We start from the raw sequence: 17,051 nt of genomic DNA, 5'->3' as shown, positions 1-17,051 counted from the left end.
AGCTTTTGAAGAGCAGGAGATAGCGGTGCTCGCAAACAGGGCTTTTTGATAACACCTGCCCGTCGGGCTCTTCAAAACCAAAAAAAGTGCGGTCCCACCGAGTAAGAAAACCTTAATGGATTGGCACAAACATCGTCTGCTGGAAATGTCCGGGATACGACAAGTCCCACCGAGTAAGAAAACCTTAATGGATTGGCACTATTTGAGGCGGATACCGGCTATACGCCAGTTCCGCAGTCCCACCGAGTAAGAAAACCTTAATGGATTGGCACCTTTTTCGTTTTCTATTGTCACATATAGAACATTTTTAGTCCCACCGAGTAAGAAAACCTTAATGGATTGGCACCCATGTAGACGGTAATAGCCTCGTTTTCTGTGTCTAGTCCCACCGAGTAAGAAAACCTTAATGGATTGGCACTGGTTTCCCCAAAAGAATTCAACAAATACAACGAGAAGTCCCACCGAGTAAGAAAACCTTAATGGATTGGCACTTATCCTCTGGTAAATCTCAATGCGGAAAATAATAGTCCCACCGAGTAAGAAAACCTTAATGGATTGGCACGTATTAAAATATGTTGAGTTTAATTGGCCCCAAGATATGTCCCACCGAGTAAGAAAACCTTAATGGATTGGCACAATACTCTCGCTGCCTCGCTTAACATACCGTCAACAAGTCCCACCGAGTAAGAAAACCTTAATGGATTGGCACGACGTTTCGGCTCTGCCGTCCGAGGTGCAGCTTATCCCCGTCCCACCGAGTAAGAAAACCTTAATGGATTGGCACTTACAACCCACGCAATTGCGAAAAATAACGCCGTGAGTCCCACCGAGTAAGAAAACCTTAATGGATTGGCACACCGCCCTTGACGTGGGCGATTCCCCGACGCTGGTGTCCCACCGAGTAAGAAAACCTTAATGGATTGGCACATTTGACGAGCGGGACTACCATCCGTACCCAAGCTGGTCCCACCGAGTAAGAAAACCTTAATGGATTGGCAACAGCCCGTAGCCGGGATCATTCCTCTGGGCTTTTTGCCTCTAGACCGTCCCCGGCCCACGCGCAAACGCGTCCATAATTCACATAGGGGGGTGCCCTGAATTTCGCTAAGCTGCCTGTGGCAAAATGGCTGCATTTCTGACGAGGAATAAGCATGAATAGCTTTCGCTCTTCCAATAACTTTGTAAATGGTTATGCACTTTGCCGCACATTACGCGATAAACACATACTTTGCGACAGACAATTCTCGGTTAGGCTATCTACCCCTTGCCGCGCAATTTGGCGGGCTGAAAGTGCTTTCTACAAAGGGATTTTATGCGCCAAACGCATTTTAGCGCAATGTGCTTGCAGTTGTTCTTGGCTCATGGAGCAAGCTTTTTTGATTTTTGCACCAAATCGTGAGAATAATGCGTCCGCCAGTTCTACCGGAACCCACAGCTCTGCCTCGCGGTCCAGAAGGCGAACGCGCAGGTTATGCTGTTTTGCCAGCGTGTTCGCCAGCCGTTTGCGCGCTGTCCACACACGAAACAGTTTGCCCTGCAGGCAGATTTCAATGCCGCGCAACAGCCCGTCCACGATTTGCGCCGGATGTCTTGTCGCTAGCATTAACGTGCCGGTTTCCGGTTCGGCATAGGGCTTGAAGGTTTTTTTTAAGCCCAGCGTTTTCAAATGTTCCTGCATTTCCTGTTTTGTCATAAGTCCTCTCCGAATTGTTCGTCTTGAATATTGTCCTCGCCTACAAATGTACCGGGGCCGACAAGCCTTGTCCGCGCGGAAGGCGTGATGCCGAACTCGGCGCACAGTTGGCAGTATTGCTTGTAATACAGCCGCATGATTGCTACCTGCGGGCGCGGGCGGGTTTCGCCTACCAGCTTGGTTACACCGCCGATAACAAACTCGCGCACGCCGAAGGGATAATAAGTCGTACCTTTGGCTTCCAGCTCTTTTTCCATCTGTTTCCAACGGGAATAAGATTTGCAGAGCATTTCAAACGCGCCACGGTCGGCGGCTGTGAATGTCTTGCCCATCGCAGCCACTATGCCGCGCCAGTAATTCTTAGAAACATCGTCCAGCCAATCCGGCGGCTCACCGATGGGGCCGACGGGTTTCGGCTCACGCCAATTAATCCTGCATTTCTGCGTGCCGTGCAGGATTTTCAACGCCGTGGGCTTTGGTTTTCTGCCTCTCATATGCTATCTCCCGTTAAATTTGCGTTATTCCGTCGTAGTTCCCCGAACGCGCGGGCGAATGTAATAAGCCCACCCCCCTATGCGAATTTTGCACGCGCGTGCGCGTGGGCCTAGCGCGGTCTATAATCGAAAAGCTGGGAGGAAAAGCTGGGAGGATTTGATAGGCCTACCCCCAAATGCGATAATTCGCGCTGATGTTCCATGTTTTCCTGCTTGTATGCCGGGGGGGCGCCTTGCCCGTGCCAAAGTGTTTCCACAATACAATGACGCAGCTGACGCAGCGTTACATATAGGCCGTATGCGCGGGCGCGTGACGCGCGCGCGTAACGGGTGTTTCGTAAGCATGCGTCAGGTGCGTCAGCCTGTATTGGTAAACCAGCTTTTTTCATAGCAGGTCCTCCTGCACTTTCGTGCCATTTAGCGCTATGCCCTGAAAGAACCGTTGGCGTTCCGAGCGCGCCCGCTTGAACCCGCGTTTATGCAGCTCATCCGAGAACTTGCGCAGCGAAGGAAGGTATTCTCCGTTCTTTTCGCACCATGCCTTCCAAGACTGGTAAAGCGCATCGCTTCCTTCTTTTGCCCTAGGATTTTGAAAGCATTCCTCAGCAATCCAGCGGCCCAGAGCATCCTCGGACTCCAGATACTCTTCGGTGGCGGATAATACGCAAGGCGGCGGATTAAGCCCGATGCGCTGCCACTCAAGGCACCCATCTATAGCCCAACGCAGGATGCCGTCGCATTCCTCAAGCAACTGTTCCGGCAACGCATGATTACGCTTCTCGGCAGGGATGGTTACGGTGAACGGCACAAGATGCAACCGTCGTCGCATGGCTTCATCCACATCGCGGATGGACGGTTTGTTGTTGCCCGCGACAAGCAGCTTGAACTGCGGCTTGTAGTCAAAGAAATCCTGCCGCATGAACCGCGCGGATATCTTGTCGCCGCCGGTCAGCGATTTTATTTTGGCTTCCGCCCAGCGCCGCCCCTTTTCCACTTCTATGGAAGTCACCAGTCTTGCGCCGCGAAGCCCCGCCAAATCGGTGGGGTGCTTATCCGTGCGCGTTTCCATGAAAGTATCCATCGGCGCGTTGGTTGCGTAATCGCCAAGCACAGCAGCCAGCGTGTTCAAAAATACCGATTTGCCGTTCGCGCCGGTACCATACAGAAAGAACAGCGCGTGATCAGTGGTTACGCCTGTCAATGCGTAACCCGCCATCCGTGCCAGATAACGTTGCAACTCTGTATCGCCGTCGGTGACATCGTTCAGGAACGCCAACCAGCGTTCAGGTTTCGCCTGTTCATCTGCGATGCCTGCGGCGGTCAGCTTGGTCATATAATCCAGCCGACCGTGCGTGCGCGTTTGGCCTGTGCGCAAATCCGCAACGCCGGATCTTGTGTTCAGCAGCCAAGGGTCGCGGTCCCATTGGTCGGTGGTTGCGGCATGACGCCTGTCCGCGCGGGTAAGCCGTTCCACTGCCGCCACAGTGTTTGCGCTGGCAAGTTTTGCCGCTATCTTTGCTTTGTTACAACGCGCCGCCGCTCCCCGGCAGACAAGCCGGGCCAAGTCATAAGCCCTGAGCGTGTTTTCCCTGCGCCAACAATTTCCGTCCCAATGCAGCCAATAACCCCAAGCAGCCACATAACGCCAATCCTCGGCGTAGCGTTCGGTAAACTCAAGCGCCAAAGCGTCATCCGTGAAGCCCGGCGGACGGATGTCTTCGTCCTGCTCCGCCACGCCAGCCGAATAATTGCAAATGCTTCTGGCTATGGTTTCTACTTCGCTATCGGGCAACGGCGGCTGACAACGCTTGGCATTTACATCTTTAAGCTCGGCGACTATTTCGGCCAGCCCTTTGTTGCGCCGCCGCATACTGCCCGCAATGCTCGCCAACGTATCGTTGCGCTTGCCCTCGGTAATCGGCTCGCCCGTGTTGAGCGATTTTGCTGGCTTTTTTGCGGACATAAGTTTGGTTATCGTATCCGGCAGCATAACCAAATGTGCTTCGGCGTCAATCCATTCATAGGCTTTGCCGTCTATCGTTGAGCCGGGGGCCACCACATAACCGCCATCGGCCTTGATGTCTATGCCCGGAAGCAGCCCTATCCGGCAGCGCAGCGGGCCGGGGACCACATGGTACAGGTGCTGCCCGCCGCTTGGTGTCTGGACTGCAAGCGTGGTCGGCAGTTTTCCAAGTATTGCCAACGATTCAAAACCCTTCGCGCCGTTTTTGACGTCCACATCAACAATGACAAGGTTCGAGATAACGCCGGTTGCTATGCCGATGTTTGCCGACGGATGTTCCATCCACCAGCGTTTTATGACGGCAGGGTCCTTGCTCGCATCCTTGAAACCATGTTTAGTAAGCGGCTCTTTGCTGTTCGGCAAAAGCGGGAACACCGCCCAGCCCAAATCCGCGTAAGCCAATGCGCGTTCCAGCATCATGATACCCTCCTCAAAACTTGCTGAATGCTCTGCCGGTTGAATTTGTGCGATAGCAGACAGGCGGCCTCATAGCGCGTCTGCGGGAATGTTTTGCAATCTTGCGGCAGGTGGGATATTTGCTTTTCCGTCGGTGGCTGATGCAGCCATCGGCGGGATTTATGTGCAGTATTTTCAGTTTCGTTAAGACGGAGCCAGTCATCCGCCGAAGCAAGGCAGGCCGTCCTTTCACCGACACAGAGCAGCTTTGCCGGGCTTTTGTTCATGCCGCCAAGCGCGCACCACCGCTCGCCTTGCCGGAATATGCCGCCCCATGCCTCAAAACCCGTGGCAATGACAGCCGCCCCATCATCTTTGATGTTGCACCACTTAAACGGCGAACGCTTGAGCAGGTCCAGCTCCGCCATAGCAAAGTCGCCAAGTTCAGGCTTGGTCTCATCCTTTGCCATGAATTCATAACCGCAGAACGGACATTCACGGCTTGCCGCCGGAACTTCTGCTTTGCAACCGGGACAAGTTTTTATCGGGGCTTCATGGTTTTTTAGATGCTCGGCGGTTTCAAGGTCTACGGCCTGCTCCAAAGAGCCATGCATGATTGCCGATGTCCCGAAATCCAGCACCACGCAGTCCGTCTTTACCAGTCCAGGATAGCGGTCAGGTTCCAGCTTGCGAAGGCCACGACCTATCATCTGAATCATCACGCTCTTATGCGAACATGGTCTGAGAAGCACGACGCAAGACACCGGCGGACAATCCCAGCCTTCCGTTGCTACGGCGACATTGACCAGCACCTGCGTTTCGCCGGTATCAAGCCGATGGAATATTTGCGCACGGTCATTGTCGGAAGTTTCGCCGGTAATGAATTCGGCTTTCACGCCCGCCGCGACAAACGCTCCCGCTACATGCGTCGCGTGCGCCACTGTCGAACAAAACACCACCGTGCGCCGGTCACCGGCTTTCTCGCGCCAGTGGCGGACGACCGCCTCGGTCAGCGGCGTATGGTCCATGATGGCCTCTACTTCCGCCATATCGTAATCGTCGGCTAGTCTCCGGACATGTTTCAGTCCATCCTGTACACCGATATCTATGACGAAGGTGCGGGGCCGAACCAATTGCCCCGATGCGATAAGCTCGGACAAGGTAATCTGGTCGGCGCAATTATCAAAGATGTCGCGCAGGCTTTTGCCGTCGCCGCGATTTGGCGTTGCGGTAACGCCATAAACCATCAGTTCTGGATTTCGGCGCTTGGCAGCTTCAATAATTCGCAGGTAGCTTTCCGCGCGTGCATGATGAGCTTCGTCAATGACCAGCAAATCCAACGGCGGCAATTGTTCAAGGTTACGCTCGCGGACCAGCGTTTGTGCCATAGCGAACACCGCATTGCCGGACCATGATTTCCCGCGCGAATCCACGACGGAAACAGCCATTTCCGGATTTACCCTGCGGAACTTGTCCATGTTCTGCGCCGTGATTTCATCGCGATGCGCCAAAACGCAAGCCCGCGCTCCGTCCCGCTCCGCCAACTTGCCGACGACAGACGCAAGCATGACGCTCTTGCCCGCGCCGGTAGGCGCAATGCCCAGCGTGTTACCGCGTTCCCGCAAGGCCGCGACGCTGCGCTCAACAAATGTCCTCTGTCGTTCGCGCAGTATCACGCCGCACCTGCCTTGGGCGCGATACTGGTATGTTCAACTTTGAACGCTGTCTCTCCGAAAACGCGGATGAGAAAGCCGGTGAATACCCGCGCCAACGCCTCGCCAGCCTCGTTGGTGGATTCAATCACCATCGCGTTCTTGCCGCGGTTCAACGCATAGCGCACGCCTATGCGCACAGCGGCCTTGCCCAGCAGACACTCCACCGCCACCACGGCAAGTATCATCTGTGCCTCGGCGTACTCGGGCGCTGCGCCTTTGCCCAGATGGAAAATATAAATATCCTTCATACCGCCTCCGTTTGCAGGGTTTGACTTCCCCAGTGCATACGACAAGCGGCGTCAAAGTGTCGGTTAATTCGCATAATCGCCGACGCCTTCGGCGAACAAGATGGACTGTATTCGGTCCCGCTCTTCATAGAGCGTAGCGCGCGGTATGCCGAGATGGCGGCTGGCCTCCGCCATAGATACCCCGCCCGCAAGCATTTTGCAGAGCAAACGCTGGCGCGGCGAAAGCTTGCCGGTCATTGTCGCCATGTCCAACTTGAGTTCAATGCCGGTTAACCGCCGTGCCGCAGCGATATCTTCGACGGTGTTTTCCAGCGCTGCGCTGTCGTCTTCATCTTCCGAGGCAAGGAGGGACAGGCGCAGTTCCTGCCCGGATTGCGGCCTGCGTTTTCGCGCATATCTGGCTTTGAGTATATCGCGCAGCTTGTTTTTCACCACCCGCGCCATGAAAGTGGTTTTTTTGCAATTTTTGTCGGCGCGATACTTGTTTCTTTTTTGCAGCCAATGCAGTAGGGCTTCCTGAGTCAGGTCATCAAAGTCTTCGGGCTGAAGACACTTCCATTGTTCCAGGAAACCGCGCGCCACATTTTTGGCTACCGCCACCTCCCAATTGTCAAACGCACCGCCATACCGCAGGGCTGAAGAACGCATCGTCGCCACCTCCGAACCAAGGTTCGGAAGTGTCTTCAGCCCTATCCCTATTTTGGCGTTAAACGCGGCTTTCTTAAATCACGGAGGAATAACGGAGGTTTGTTCCCCGTCGGCAATCATGTGCCATCCGACAGTTTTCCGCGCATTGTCGTATGAATGAGCAGGAGGCAAAAAGCTATGCCGAGAGAAACAGGCGTCGCCTTATGCGTGAAACGCGCCATACGCTGAAAACCTCCTATGAAGGCATAGGATGGCGACCTTACAATGAAGTTCGCAACAAGTGGAGGACAAACTTATATGGAAAAACGACTGTTGAATATAGTTGAACTGTCGGCATATTTGAGCATCTCGAAAGGAAGCCTGTACACGATGGTATGCATGAAGAAAATCCCGCCGGAATGCGTGGTGCATATAGGGCGGGCGCTTAGATTCGAGAAAGACGCGATAGACCGTTGGATTAGCGCCCAGCGGGAAAGCGCTGCTTCTTGAGCTTTCTGCTATTGATGATTATGGACCGTTAATCTAAGGTGTGTCATGGGCATTTTCAGACGGCAAAACGTGTGGTGGATTGACTATTACGCGAATGGACAGCGTATGCGCGAACGCGTCGGCCCAAGCCACCGGCTTGCCGAGGATGTGCTGGCCAAGCGCAAGTCCGAAGTCGCCGAAGGGAAATTCTTCCCGGAACGCAAAAGCATCCCTATTACTTTTGCGGAGGCGGCAAACACTTTTTGGGAGCAGCATGCCAAATACAAGAAGTCCGGCCACAGCATGAAATTGCGACTTGCCAAGCTGGTCTCCATGTTCGGCAACCGCAGGCTGGTGGATATAACGCCGCTAATGGTGCAGGAGATGCGCAACACGGTCAAGCAAAACGCCAGCACGGCAACCGCCAACCGGTATCATGCGGTTTTGCGGGCTGTGTTCAACCGGGCGAAGGACTGGAAACTGTTTCATGGTGAAAACCCCGGCAGCATTGCCCGGTTAGAGAAGGAAAATCCGCACAGGCTCCGCTATTTGAGCGAGCATGAGATACGCAAACTCTTGCTGGTTTGCGATTCAAGGATATTACCAATTATAGTTTGCGCCCTGACAACGGGAATGCGCCGCGGGGAAATCCTGAATCTGAAATGGCTTGATGTGGACTTTAACCAGCGGCTTATATATCTGACTGAAACAAAATCCGGCAAGGCGCGCGAAATCCCGATAATTGAAAAACTATATGCCCTGCTGTCTGAAATGCCGCATACCAGCGAGCGTGTCTTTGACCTTCCGATAATCACGCTGCGTCGCTGTTTTGACAAGGCCCTGCAAAAGGCTGAAATAAGCGGCTTCCGTTTTCACGATTTGCGGCATACGTTCGCCAGCCATTTCATTATGCGCACAGGTAACTTACCCGCGCTTCAATGCATCCTGGGGCATTCTACGCCGGTTATGACGCAACGCTACGCGCACCTCTCCAACAGCCATTTGCGGGACAATATGGCGCGGCTGGACTCTGGATGGACACCTATATGGACACCGGCGGGGCGGAAAGTTTTACCAGCGCCGGTTGAAAATGGTAGTATCTACAATACAAACGCAGTTTTGTGCCGAGGTAGCTCAACTGGTAGAGCAACGGTTTTGTAAACCGTAGGTTGTGGGTTCAACTCCCATCCTCGGCTTTTCCGGTTCATCAAAATGCTCACATCTATTTATTTTGTCCGGCATTATTTTGCGCTTTTTCGCCTCGGTCCTCGCGCCAACTGAAACTTTCAGGCTAGAGGCGCGCAAAAAGCTCTTTGACGACGACGGTCCGCTGAGCATGCGCCAGCAGGCGCGGCTTTTGGGCATAAGCTGGTCGACGCTGCATTACAAACCGGCGGAACCGAAGCCGCGCGACATTACGCTGATGCGGCTTCTCGACGAGCAGTATACCGACACCCCGTTCTACGGTGTGCGCCGGATGACGGAGCATTTGAAGGGCTGCGGCTATGCCGTCGGGCGGGACCATACGCGCGCGCTGCTGCGCCGCATGGGGATAACGGCCATTTTCCCGACGAGGAACTTGTCCATGCCCAATCCCGCGCACAGAATATATCCATACCTGCTGCGCGGCCTTGAGATAACGCGGCCCAATCAGGTCTGGACCGCGGATATCATATATGTCCGTCTGGCGCATGGATTCGCGTATCTGACGGCGGTTATCGACTGGCACAGCCGGTTCGTGCTGAGTTGGCGGCTCTAGAACACTTTGGAGTGCGGGTTTTGCATCGACGCGCTGGAGGAGGCGTTAGGGCGCTACGGCGCGCCGGAGATATTCAACAGCGACCAGGGCGCGCAGTTCACAAGCGCGGAATTTATCGGCGCGCTGACGCGGCGCGGCATATCGATAAGCATGGACGGCAGAGGGCGCGCGCTGGACAATGTGTTCGTCGAGCGGCTGTGGCGGTTGGTGAAGTACGAGGATATATTTTTGAACGGCTACCGGACGATACCGGAGGACAAGGAGGGGCTTACACGGTATTTAGAATTTTACAACACCGCGCGGTATCATCAGGGATTGGGGTACAGGAAACCGGAGGAGGTCTATTTCGGGATGACACACAACACGGAGGAAAGCAGGTTCGCAGGACGGGAGAAATTCATCACCTTAACAAGCGCCTGAAATTGGTCTAGACAAACCCGACCACTGTATTGCACGAAAGGATAATTTTGTGAAGGCAGGATGAAGCGATTTTTCGCCGAATTCCGCAATCCAACTGAAACATTCAGGCTAACAGCAATGCCAGGAACTTAAGCCGATTTCTCGTCGTGACAGACGGAACTGCCCATTTTACATTTACCACGCCAGCAATATCGGCGATTGCCGTGTCCGACGGGCAGTGAAAACACAATTATCGCATCGGGGCAGCTTTCACCATTTCATACAACACATCAAAACGCCTATTCCTCCAATACAAACGGCTCTTAAGTTCCTGGCATTGAGGCTAACAGGGAAAGGTCAGTAAGAGTGTGTGCGCCGAACCCTGCTTACTTTGCCGAAGAGCTATTATACCGAGGGGGGGACATAAAAACTGGAAAAAACGGCATATTTTAGCGTTTCTGGCACAAGTTGGGCTTTATGGTGTTTGAGAGCGGTGCGCAACAGTATTTCCTTAAAACGTTTTGCCAATCGAGCCAAACATATGGAGTGTGTTTTCATCGGCAGATTGCCCTAACGCTGTTTTATGAAGTTTTTTGTGAAATCATAAATTAGACAATTTTTGAAAGATGCGACATTTGGGGCAGAAGTGCTTTTGATGGTTTTTTTGTGAAACAATTTTTTTATGCCTTAATTTTTTTTGTGGTGTTGCGGGGAATATGGTTTTGTGGCGGTTTTGTGAGTGCAAAACAGTCTTTTGAGAAAATACAACTTTTTATGATATTGCACGGGTGCCCTATCAAAATGCCTTTGATGGGTTTTTCGTGAGGGTTGGGGTGTCAGCATTTAGTGGGTCTGCATTTTAGGAATTTTAAAAAATTCCAAATTTCGGGATAATTTCTAACCATATCGTTACATGGTGAAAATGCTCCTGGCGCATTTTAAGCGGAATTTGCTTTGTCGGGTGGTTTGCGGTACTGTTGCGAAATTCTCAAAACTAAAAAAAAATGGATTTCATGAAATTATAGCCAAAATTGTCAAAACATTTCATTTCATCCCATTGCTAATTATGAAAATCTAATAATACTTATCATAAAACATGAAATTCTTATTGTGCTATAAGCGAAATTCTGCTTTATGTGAAATGGGTTGATGGGTCGGGGCATGATTGCGTTGTTCCATGTAAGTTAACATAATGTATCTTATCGTAAGTTACGGGACAATAGGAACAAATGGGGTTCTGGCTGCCTTTTCGGTGTTTCGGGGGTGCTTCTCCGGTTATTTCAGGCCTGATGCGATTGCCGTTGCTCTGGCAAGGCCTTCCGGTGAAAGGGTATAGTTCCGGGCTCTCTTTGTGCCTGCTGATAGTGCTAGCCGGTGTGCTATTTCATCTGCCAAAATTCTGTCCAGTCGACCCTTGGTGTAGCCGGATTTTTTCATGGCTTTGGCCAGTTTTAGCGCTTCCATGGGGCTGTCGGTTATGGTTTCTGCCCATGCGGCAAGTATCAAAAGCGCGGCGTTTGCGGCTGTTAGCTGCGCTGGTTTGGCTTTCAGAAACGGTATCCCGCCGCTTGTGTCTATAAGATTATTCCACTGGGTGTTTCCGGTATGCTGCCTGGCCGGATATTGTTCTGTCCGGGAAGGCGCTGTTTTGGCTAGCTCCAGAAAGGCTTCTTTCTGCGTTTGAATAAAATTTCTGTCTCCCTCGGCTTCAAATTCCATGCCGTTTTGCAGTCTCAGGCGCAGCTTTGCAGTATCCATAGCTTGTCAACACCTCCGGGTATATGATAGCCCTTAATTTTTTTTATGTCAACATAAGGCTGTTTTTATGTCTCAATATGTCCAAGGTGTTGGCAAAACTGTTTTGCCGCATTGAGATACTTGCCTGCTAGGAGAAAATAGATGGCGAAACTGCAAAATAATTCACAAAACCGCCAGACTTGTTGCACGGCCTGCCGCGCTTTGGATGTTCGCCAACAACGGATGCTTGAGTCCTGTCTGGCGGTAAGGGCCGATGTTGAGAGTCGTAATAGGCGGGAAATATGACCTGTTCTGGTGAACCCTGCGGACAGGGAAAAGGACAGCACATTGGGTTGCCGCGTTACGGCTGGTATGCCTGAAAAACTTCTGGCATTTGACTGGTGAGGCCCTCGCCAGTTTAAGCATTTCATAAACAATGCGAACCCTCAGCGTCTTGAGCGCGGTGGCAGCGCGGGCCGATAATCATTGCTGAATTCTTCGCGCAATGAATGAAGAAACGGCGCAATGTCCGCGCTGTCATATTTACTTGCCGCTATTGCTTCGGGTATACTGTTCATGGGCTATCCCTCCTTGGCTTATCACTTCGGAGGATAGCCCCTTCTTCTCGCCTTGTCAAAAATTACACAACGAATTGTACATTACCCCCCCTCGTAGGGATCCTGTCAAGCCAAATAAGAATCGTACCGTAATCGTCGGTGCGAGTTTTCTTTTTCCGTCTCAATACCGCCTTCGGTTTCCAGTTTGCGCCTGACTATCCTCAAAGCCTCCTCCAAAAGGTCGTTTTCCGCTTTGGCGGCCTTGCTCAACACCGGTTTGCGGTTGGCTGTCTTGTAAAGGTCGTCAAGCAGCGCGCTGACCTTTTCGCCCAGTTAGAACGGGTCCAGCTTTGCCCTCAGCGCCGTCAACGTTTCGCCCAGTTTTTTGTCGTGCGCTGCCAGCCTGTCCAGCGGCGTTTGCGGTTTGTCGTACTTGCGCAGCAACCGGCTGCCGCGCCGCTCGGCCTTCACCAGTTTTACCGACGGCTGAAACAAGTTCATCCACAACCGCAGCGGCTCTTTATAGAGCCGGTTCATAAGCGCGCGCGCCGGTTCGCTGTCGTAGCGGTCCCAGCCGATAAGCTTGCGCACATGCGTCCAGTTCTTTTGCTCTATATGCGCGTTGTCGTCTTTCTTGTACGGGCGCGAGCGCGTGAATTCCAACCCGTTGGCAAAGCAATAACGCCACAAATGATGGTTTATGAATTCGCCGCCGTTGTCGGAATCTATGGCGCGCGCTGCGAACGGTAACGCCGCCAGTATTTCCTCCAGCGCGGCGCGTATGCCTTGTTCGCCTTTGCCCATAACGGCGCGGCTTTCCACCCAACCCGTGAAAATATCCGTCACGTTGAGCGTGTAGATAAAGTTGCCGCAGGCGTTTGCGCCGCTGTGCGAAACCGTGTCCAGCTCAAGGTAACCGGGGCCTTTGACATCCCAGAAGTCGGTGCGTACGGGAATATTGTGTTTGAGCAGCGTGCCGGGCTTGGTCCTGCCGTAAAGGCGCCGCTTTAACCTGCGTTTATGCGGGGAAAGCAGCCGGTCCAGCGTTCTGGGACTGACGGATAACAGCAATTGTTCATCGTTCGCCGACAACTTGAAACGCTTGCGTATCGCTGGCAGCCAAAGCCGCAGTATTTCCTTGAGTCGCAGCGACCACGGGTAGCCGGCTGATTCCCATATCCTGCGCGCTATATCGGCTATGGGGTCATAGCCGCTGCCGCGTTTGCGACGCGGCGTATCGGAGCCGCTATCGGGCTTGTTGAGCAGGTTTATGGCGTGTTTGCGGCTGTAACCGCAGACGCGGCAGAACTCGTCGAGTATCGCTTTCTTGGCGCGTTTGCCGCATTTGTGGTAACGGTTTCGTATTTTGTCCAGATATGCCATTTTGAATCCATGCGTCATGGCTATATTTTGCAACACCGCGACGCCCCGACGATTTCGGTACGATTTGGGTTGGCAAGATGTATTGCCCTATGGTTAGATTATAGCTGGCGCGATTCGGGGATTTTGCAAGTTCGCGGCGGTTATGCTATACTAATACTGCGGGGTGGGGAAGCTTGGTATCCCGCAAGGCCCATAACCTTGAGATCGCCGGTTCAAATCCGGCCCCCGCAAGATCTGAGATACCAGAGAAAGAGCCGCCGGAATCATCCGGCGGCTCTTTTTATGTCGGGGTGGGCGGTGTGCGCCTTATCCCGGAAATTGCAGTTGGCAGCGAGAACCGGGGCGGCGACCGGCGAGGATAGCCCGACCCGTCCGGTATGCAAGGAAAATTATGCAAGAATATCTCGCTCTCCGCCGCCGGAGAAAAACCCGATATAGCCGCCTCCCAGCCGGATTGCGCGAACGCGGCTTGGTTGCGAGAATAATTGTTACGAGCGCAATGGTTCGCATGGCTATAGTCTGGCCTGAATGTTTCAGTTGGCGCGAGGACCGAGGCGAAAAAGTGCGAAATAATGCCGAACAAAATTATCCGCGCGCTCCTCACTGCACGAAAGGATAATTTTGTGAAGGCAGTATGAAGCTATTTTTTGCCGAATCCCGCGGCCAACTGAAATTTTCAGGCTAGCAGCAGGCGCATATGGAAAAAATGGCCAAAGGTCCCGGAAAAATATGCGGCGGATGTCCGGCAGACGGTTCTTAGAATTTTGCGGAGACTTCAAAGGCGAGTTTTGACGGAGAGGGTGTGTTTGCCGGATAGGCGGCGCCGGGGCTGAACACGCCGTAGACCAGCCGTATGTCCAGGTGGCTGCTCATCGGCGTGTAAAGCTTGAAATCCCATTCCGAGCCCAGCTGTTTCTGCCCCGAAGCCGAAGCGGCGGCTTCAAAGAAAAACACGTCCGCGTCAAAATTCAGCCCCGCAAACGGCGAAAGCGAAGCGCCCAGGCTTATAACCTGAATGCCGCTAAGCCCCGCCGGCATTCCGGTTTTTGTGGAACTGTCCCCCCCGAAGGCGTCGTAGAGCGACGCGCCGAACACTTCGCCGAAACCCGCCCGCTTAAAGCCATTATAGCGCCTGCCGAAAGAGGGAAAAAACGCCCTGTCGGTTCCGGGGGAGGAGCCGTCGTCGCCGCTGGCGCGGCCCGCGGTAATTCTGGCCGCGCCCATTCCGAAACGGCCCATGGGCTGATTCCACTTGCCGGCAAACATCAGCGCGTTGCTGTTGAATGTTATGTCGCCCGCCCCGGCGGCGCCTTTGGCGGTTCCCTTTTCCAGCGCGGCTTCCGCGTCAAAGCTGAGCTGCTTGTACCTCATGCTGTAGCTTATGCCGGTGAAATTGCGGATTACGCCGTCCACCGGAGTGGACATCACGGCGGTTGTCTGCTGGTCCAGCTCACAGAAGGAGTATATCTGCCACAGCCCCTGCGACGAGTATTGCGCCATCCCGCCCGCCACGTTTATGTCGCCGGACTGTGTGTCGCTGGCCTTGGGCTGGAAGGCGAAGGCGCCGAATGCCAGCCCCTCGGTTAGCGCGTTGTCGTATCTGATGTTGAACCCGGGCATGCCTATATCGTTGTCGGAGAGCGTCATGCCGGTGGCCAGGTTGAACTGCTGGCGGCCCGCCGTAAGCGAGATGTCCCGCCCGAACAGGCCGTTGGCGTTTACATACGCGCCCTTTAGCCAGGGCGTGAAATCGGAATTCGGATAGAAATCTGCCATCGTGGCAAAAGGCTGCGGCAGCGGGCCCTTCGTGTTAAACCCCACCGCGCCGAATATGACGCCTATGGTCATCTTGGCGTCCGGGTCGGTGGAGCGGTAGCGTATATCCTTGAGTATAAGTCCCAGTGTGGCGTTCTGGTTGAAATACGCGCGATTGGAACGGTCCGCCGAGGCGAAATCCAGATTGGCCCAGGACGCTGCCTCCAGCGAGGCGTTTGCCGACAGGTCAAGCTTCGCCGCGCGAAGCGGCATAACCGCGGATAAAACAAGGGCCGCAGCCAGCGGCAGTAGTCTCCGTACCATTGCCTGAAATTCTATCAAAAAAAACAGCCCCCGTTTGCACGGGGGCTGTTTCTGCCGATGTTTCGGTTTAGAACTTGACTGTGATGTTGGACATCGCCATGTAGGCCGGGGCCTGCGGGTTGAGCGTGATGCCGTCGGTCCCGAGTTTCTTGCCGTAGTACGAGCCGCCCCAGAAAATGCCGCCGGTAAGGCCCAGCGTGACGTTTTCTGCGTACTTGTAGGCAAGGCCGAGGTCGGCTTCCGTGCCGAGATCCTTGGCGCTAACGGAGGTGGTGTTCACGCCGAACATGAAGTAGTCCAGGCTGGCGGTAAGTTTCGCCAGTTTTTCGGGCGTGTAGTCAACACCGACGTTGATGATATTGCGGTTGGCCAGGGAGGCGGGCTGCGCGTAATTGGCGCTGTTGAAGCTGCCGCCGTCCGCGTTGCCGTAGATGAGGCCCATGCGCAGGTCGGGATGTATGGCGGTGAAGTTGGAGTTCTTCATCCCGTCGGTCACATGGGAGTTGGTGCCTTCCTGGTTGCCCGAGCCGTAGAAGAGCTGCGCGCGCGGGTTGATGGCGCCGACGGCGTCGACTTTCAGGTTGTAGGCGGCTTTCGCCAGAAAGGCGTAGCCGTTGTAATCTGCGTCGTTGCCGGGGGTGCCGATGCTGCCCACGTTGTGGTTGTGTCCGAGGTTGCCCGCCGCTTCGGCGTAATAGTCCACGCCGCTGACTTTGCCGGTGGCTTTGGCGCCGAACACATAGAGGTTGTCGCTGCTCATGTTCGGGGCGGTAACAGCCGTCACATCCTGTGTCTGTCCGATGCGCCGGTTGTAGACATAGCCGCCGACATTGAGCATGTCGTTGAACTTATACATGTCGCGCGCGCCGAGGATGGCGGTGTCGCCGTCCGTGTAGACGGTGCCGCGCGCGGCCTTGGCCCAGACGACCTGGAGGGCGTTTTTGTCGGTGTTCCAGTCAAAACGCATCGCATCCAGGGCGCTGACGTCCAGCTTTTCGGTGCCGTGCGTCGGGCCGTAATAGATGACCATGTCTTTTTCGTCGCCGTAGAACTGGCGGCCGATTTTGGCCTGAAGGCCGAACAGCTTGTCCAGCACGACGTTGGCTTCCTGGACATAGACGGTGTTCTCTATGCCGGCCAGGTTTTGCGCCGCGTCGCCGTAGTAACGGTCGTTCTTGGTGAGGGTGAGGTTTGCATGCAAGTCGTCAAGCAGGTCGAAGCTCATCCCGTATATGATGCGGCTCAGCGTGTTCCGGTAGGAATCGTTATAGCTGCCGGTAACCGGGCTGAGCGTCTGGGCGTTCTGCGCCATGACGCCGGAAACCGCCACCTCGCCGCTGGTTTTGAAGTTCTTGAGTACTTCGGCCTTTGCCGGAAGCGCAACCGCCATAAGCGCGCCGACCAAGGTTGCTGCCATTAGTTTTTTCATCTGTGCTTTGCTCCTCCTTAGTT

13 protein-coding genes, 2 tRNA genes and 1 CRISPR repeat array are annotated in these 17,051 nt (G+C 54.0%); of the genes, 4 read left to right on the top strand and 11 right to left on the bottom strand.

Features of this window, described 5'->3' with window-relative positions; all coding sequences use genetic code 11:
• Positions 1 to 91 precede the first annotated feature (91 nt).
• A CRISPR array of direct repeats spans positions 92 to 999; the repeat unit is 36 nt; unit sequence GTCCCACCGAGTAAGAAAACCTTAATGGATTGGCAC.
• A gap of 298 nt (positions 1,000 to 1,297) precedes the next feature.
• The 7 genes from WC421_04765 to WC421_04735 all read right to left on the bottom strand — a co-directional run bounded on the left by WC421_04765 (position 1,298) and on the right by WC421_04735 (position 8,588).
• Positions 1,298 to 1,693 carry a hypothetical protein gene (locus WC421_04765; protein MFA5161536.1) on the bottom strand — a complete coding sequence of 132 codons (396 nt, stop codon included), beginning with the start codon at positions 1,691 to 1,693 and terminating at the stop codon, positions 1,298 to 1,300.
• Complete coding sequence (locus WC421_04760; GenBank protein ID MFA5161535.1) at positions 1,690 to 2,187, bottom strand: phage terminase small subunit P27 family; 498 nt, start codon at positions 2,185 to 2,187, stop codon at positions 1,690 to 1,692. Before WC421_04760 ends, WC421_04765 begins: the two co-directional genes overlap by 4 nt.
• Before the next feature lie 385 nt (positions 2,188 to 2,572).
• On the bottom strand, positions 2,573 to 4,630 hold the full coding sequence (locus WC421_04755) for a phage/plasmid primase, P4 family (protein ID MFA5161534.1): 2,058 nt from the start codon (positions 4,628 to 4,630) through the stop codon (positions 2,573 to 2,575).
• Complete coding sequence (locus WC421_04750) at positions 4,627 to 6,282, bottom strand: DEAD/DEAH box helicase (GenBank protein ID MFA5161533.1); 1,656 nt, start codon at positions 6,280 to 6,282, stop codon at positions 4,627 to 4,629. The genes WC421_04755 and WC421_04750 overlap by 4 nt, the downstream gene beginning before the upstream one ends.
• Positions 6,279 to 6,569 carry a hypothetical protein gene (locus WC421_04745; GenBank protein ID MFA5161532.1) on the bottom strand — a complete coding sequence of 97 codons (291 nt, stop codon included), beginning with the start codon at positions 6,567 to 6,569 and terminating at the stop codon, positions 6,279 to 6,281. Before WC421_04745 ends, WC421_04750 begins: the two co-directional genes overlap by 4 nt.
• A gap of 63 nt (positions 6,570 to 6,632) precedes the next feature.
• A complete protein-coding gene (locus tag WC421_04740; GenBank protein MFA5161531.1) occupies positions 6,633 to 7,217 on the bottom strand; it encodes a sigma-70 family RNA polymerase sigma factor in 585 nt (194 codons plus the stop codon).
• A gap of 1,218 nt (positions 7,218 to 8,435) precedes the next feature.
• Positions 8,436 to 8,588 carry a hypothetical protein gene (locus WC421_04735; GenBank protein ID MFA5161530.1) on the bottom strand — a complete coding sequence of 51 codons (153 nt, stop codon included), beginning with the start codon at positions 8,586 to 8,588 and terminating at the stop codon, positions 8,436 to 8,438.
• A gap of 220 nt (positions 8,589 to 8,808) precedes the next feature.
• Here WC421_04735 and WC421_04730 point away from each other — a divergent pair.
• The 3 genes from WC421_04730 (at position 8,809) to WC421_04720 (ending at position 9,864) form a co-directional block, all read left to right on the top strand.
• Positions 8,809 to 8,881 (top strand) — tRNA-Thr (locus tag WC421_04730).
• Between the two features lie 35 nt (positions 8,882 to 8,916).
• Positions 8,917 to 9,444 carry a DDE-type integrase/transposase/recombinase gene (locus WC421_04725; GenBank protein MFA5161529.1) on the top strand — a complete coding sequence of 176 codons (528 nt, stop codon included), beginning with the start codon at positions 8,917 to 8,919 and terminating at the stop codon, positions 9,442 to 9,444.
• 6 nt (positions 9,445 to 9,450) lie between these two features.
• On the top strand, positions 9,451 to 9,864 hold the full coding sequence (locus WC421_04720) for an integrase core domain-containing protein (protein ID MFA5161528.1): 414 nt from the start codon (positions 9,451 to 9,453) through the stop codon (positions 9,862 to 9,864).
• A 1,254-nt stretch (positions 9,865 to 11,118) separates the two neighbouring features.
• On the opposite strand, the gene WC421_04715 is transcribed toward WC421_04720, so the two are convergent.
• Together WC421_04715 and WC421_04710 are read right to left on the bottom strand one after the other, a co-directional pair.
• The gene (locus WC421_04715; protein ID MFA5161527.1) at positions 11,119 to 11,562 is read right to left on the bottom strand and encodes a hypothetical protein; all 444 of its coding nucleotides are present in this window, start codon (positions 11,560 to 11,562) and stop codon (positions 11,119 to 11,121) included.
• A 908-nt stretch (positions 11,563 to 12,470) separates the two neighbouring features.
• Positions 12,471 to 13,538: a transposase family protein gene (locus WC421_04710; protein ID MFA5161526.1), complete on the bottom strand. Its 1,068-nt coding sequence runs from the start codon at positions 13,536 to 13,538 to the stop codon at positions 12,471 to 12,473.
• A 139-nt stretch (positions 13,539 to 13,677) separates the two neighbouring features.
• On the opposite strand from WC421_04710, the gene WC421_04705 reads away from it, so the two are divergent.
• A tRNA-Met gene (locus WC421_04705) sits at positions 13,678 to 13,751 on the top strand.
• Between the two features lie 525 nt (positions 13,752 to 14,276).
• Here WC421_04705 and WC421_04700 read toward each other — a convergent pair.
• Both WC421_04700 and WC421_04695 read right to left on the bottom strand, forming a co-directional pair.
• On the bottom strand, positions 14,277 to 15,599 hold the full coding sequence (locus WC421_04700; GenBank protein MFA5161525.1) for an alginate export family protein: 1,323 nt from the start codon (positions 15,597 to 15,599) through the stop codon (positions 14,277 to 14,279).
• A 67-nt stretch (positions 15,600 to 15,666) separates the two neighbouring features.
• A complete protein-coding gene (locus WC421_04695; protein MFA5161524.1) occupies positions 15,667 to 17,028 on the bottom strand; it encodes an alginate export family protein in 1,362 nt (453 codons plus the stop codon).
• Positions 17,029 to 17,051 lie beyond the last annotated feature (23 nt).

It is taken from the genome of Elusimicrobiales bacterium, from assembly GCA_041651175.1.
GTDB lineage: Bacteria > Elusimicrobiota > Elusimicrobia > Elusimicrobiales > Elusimicrobiaceae > JAQTYB01.
This window is presented reverse-complemented; position numbering and strand designations above follow the sequence as displayed.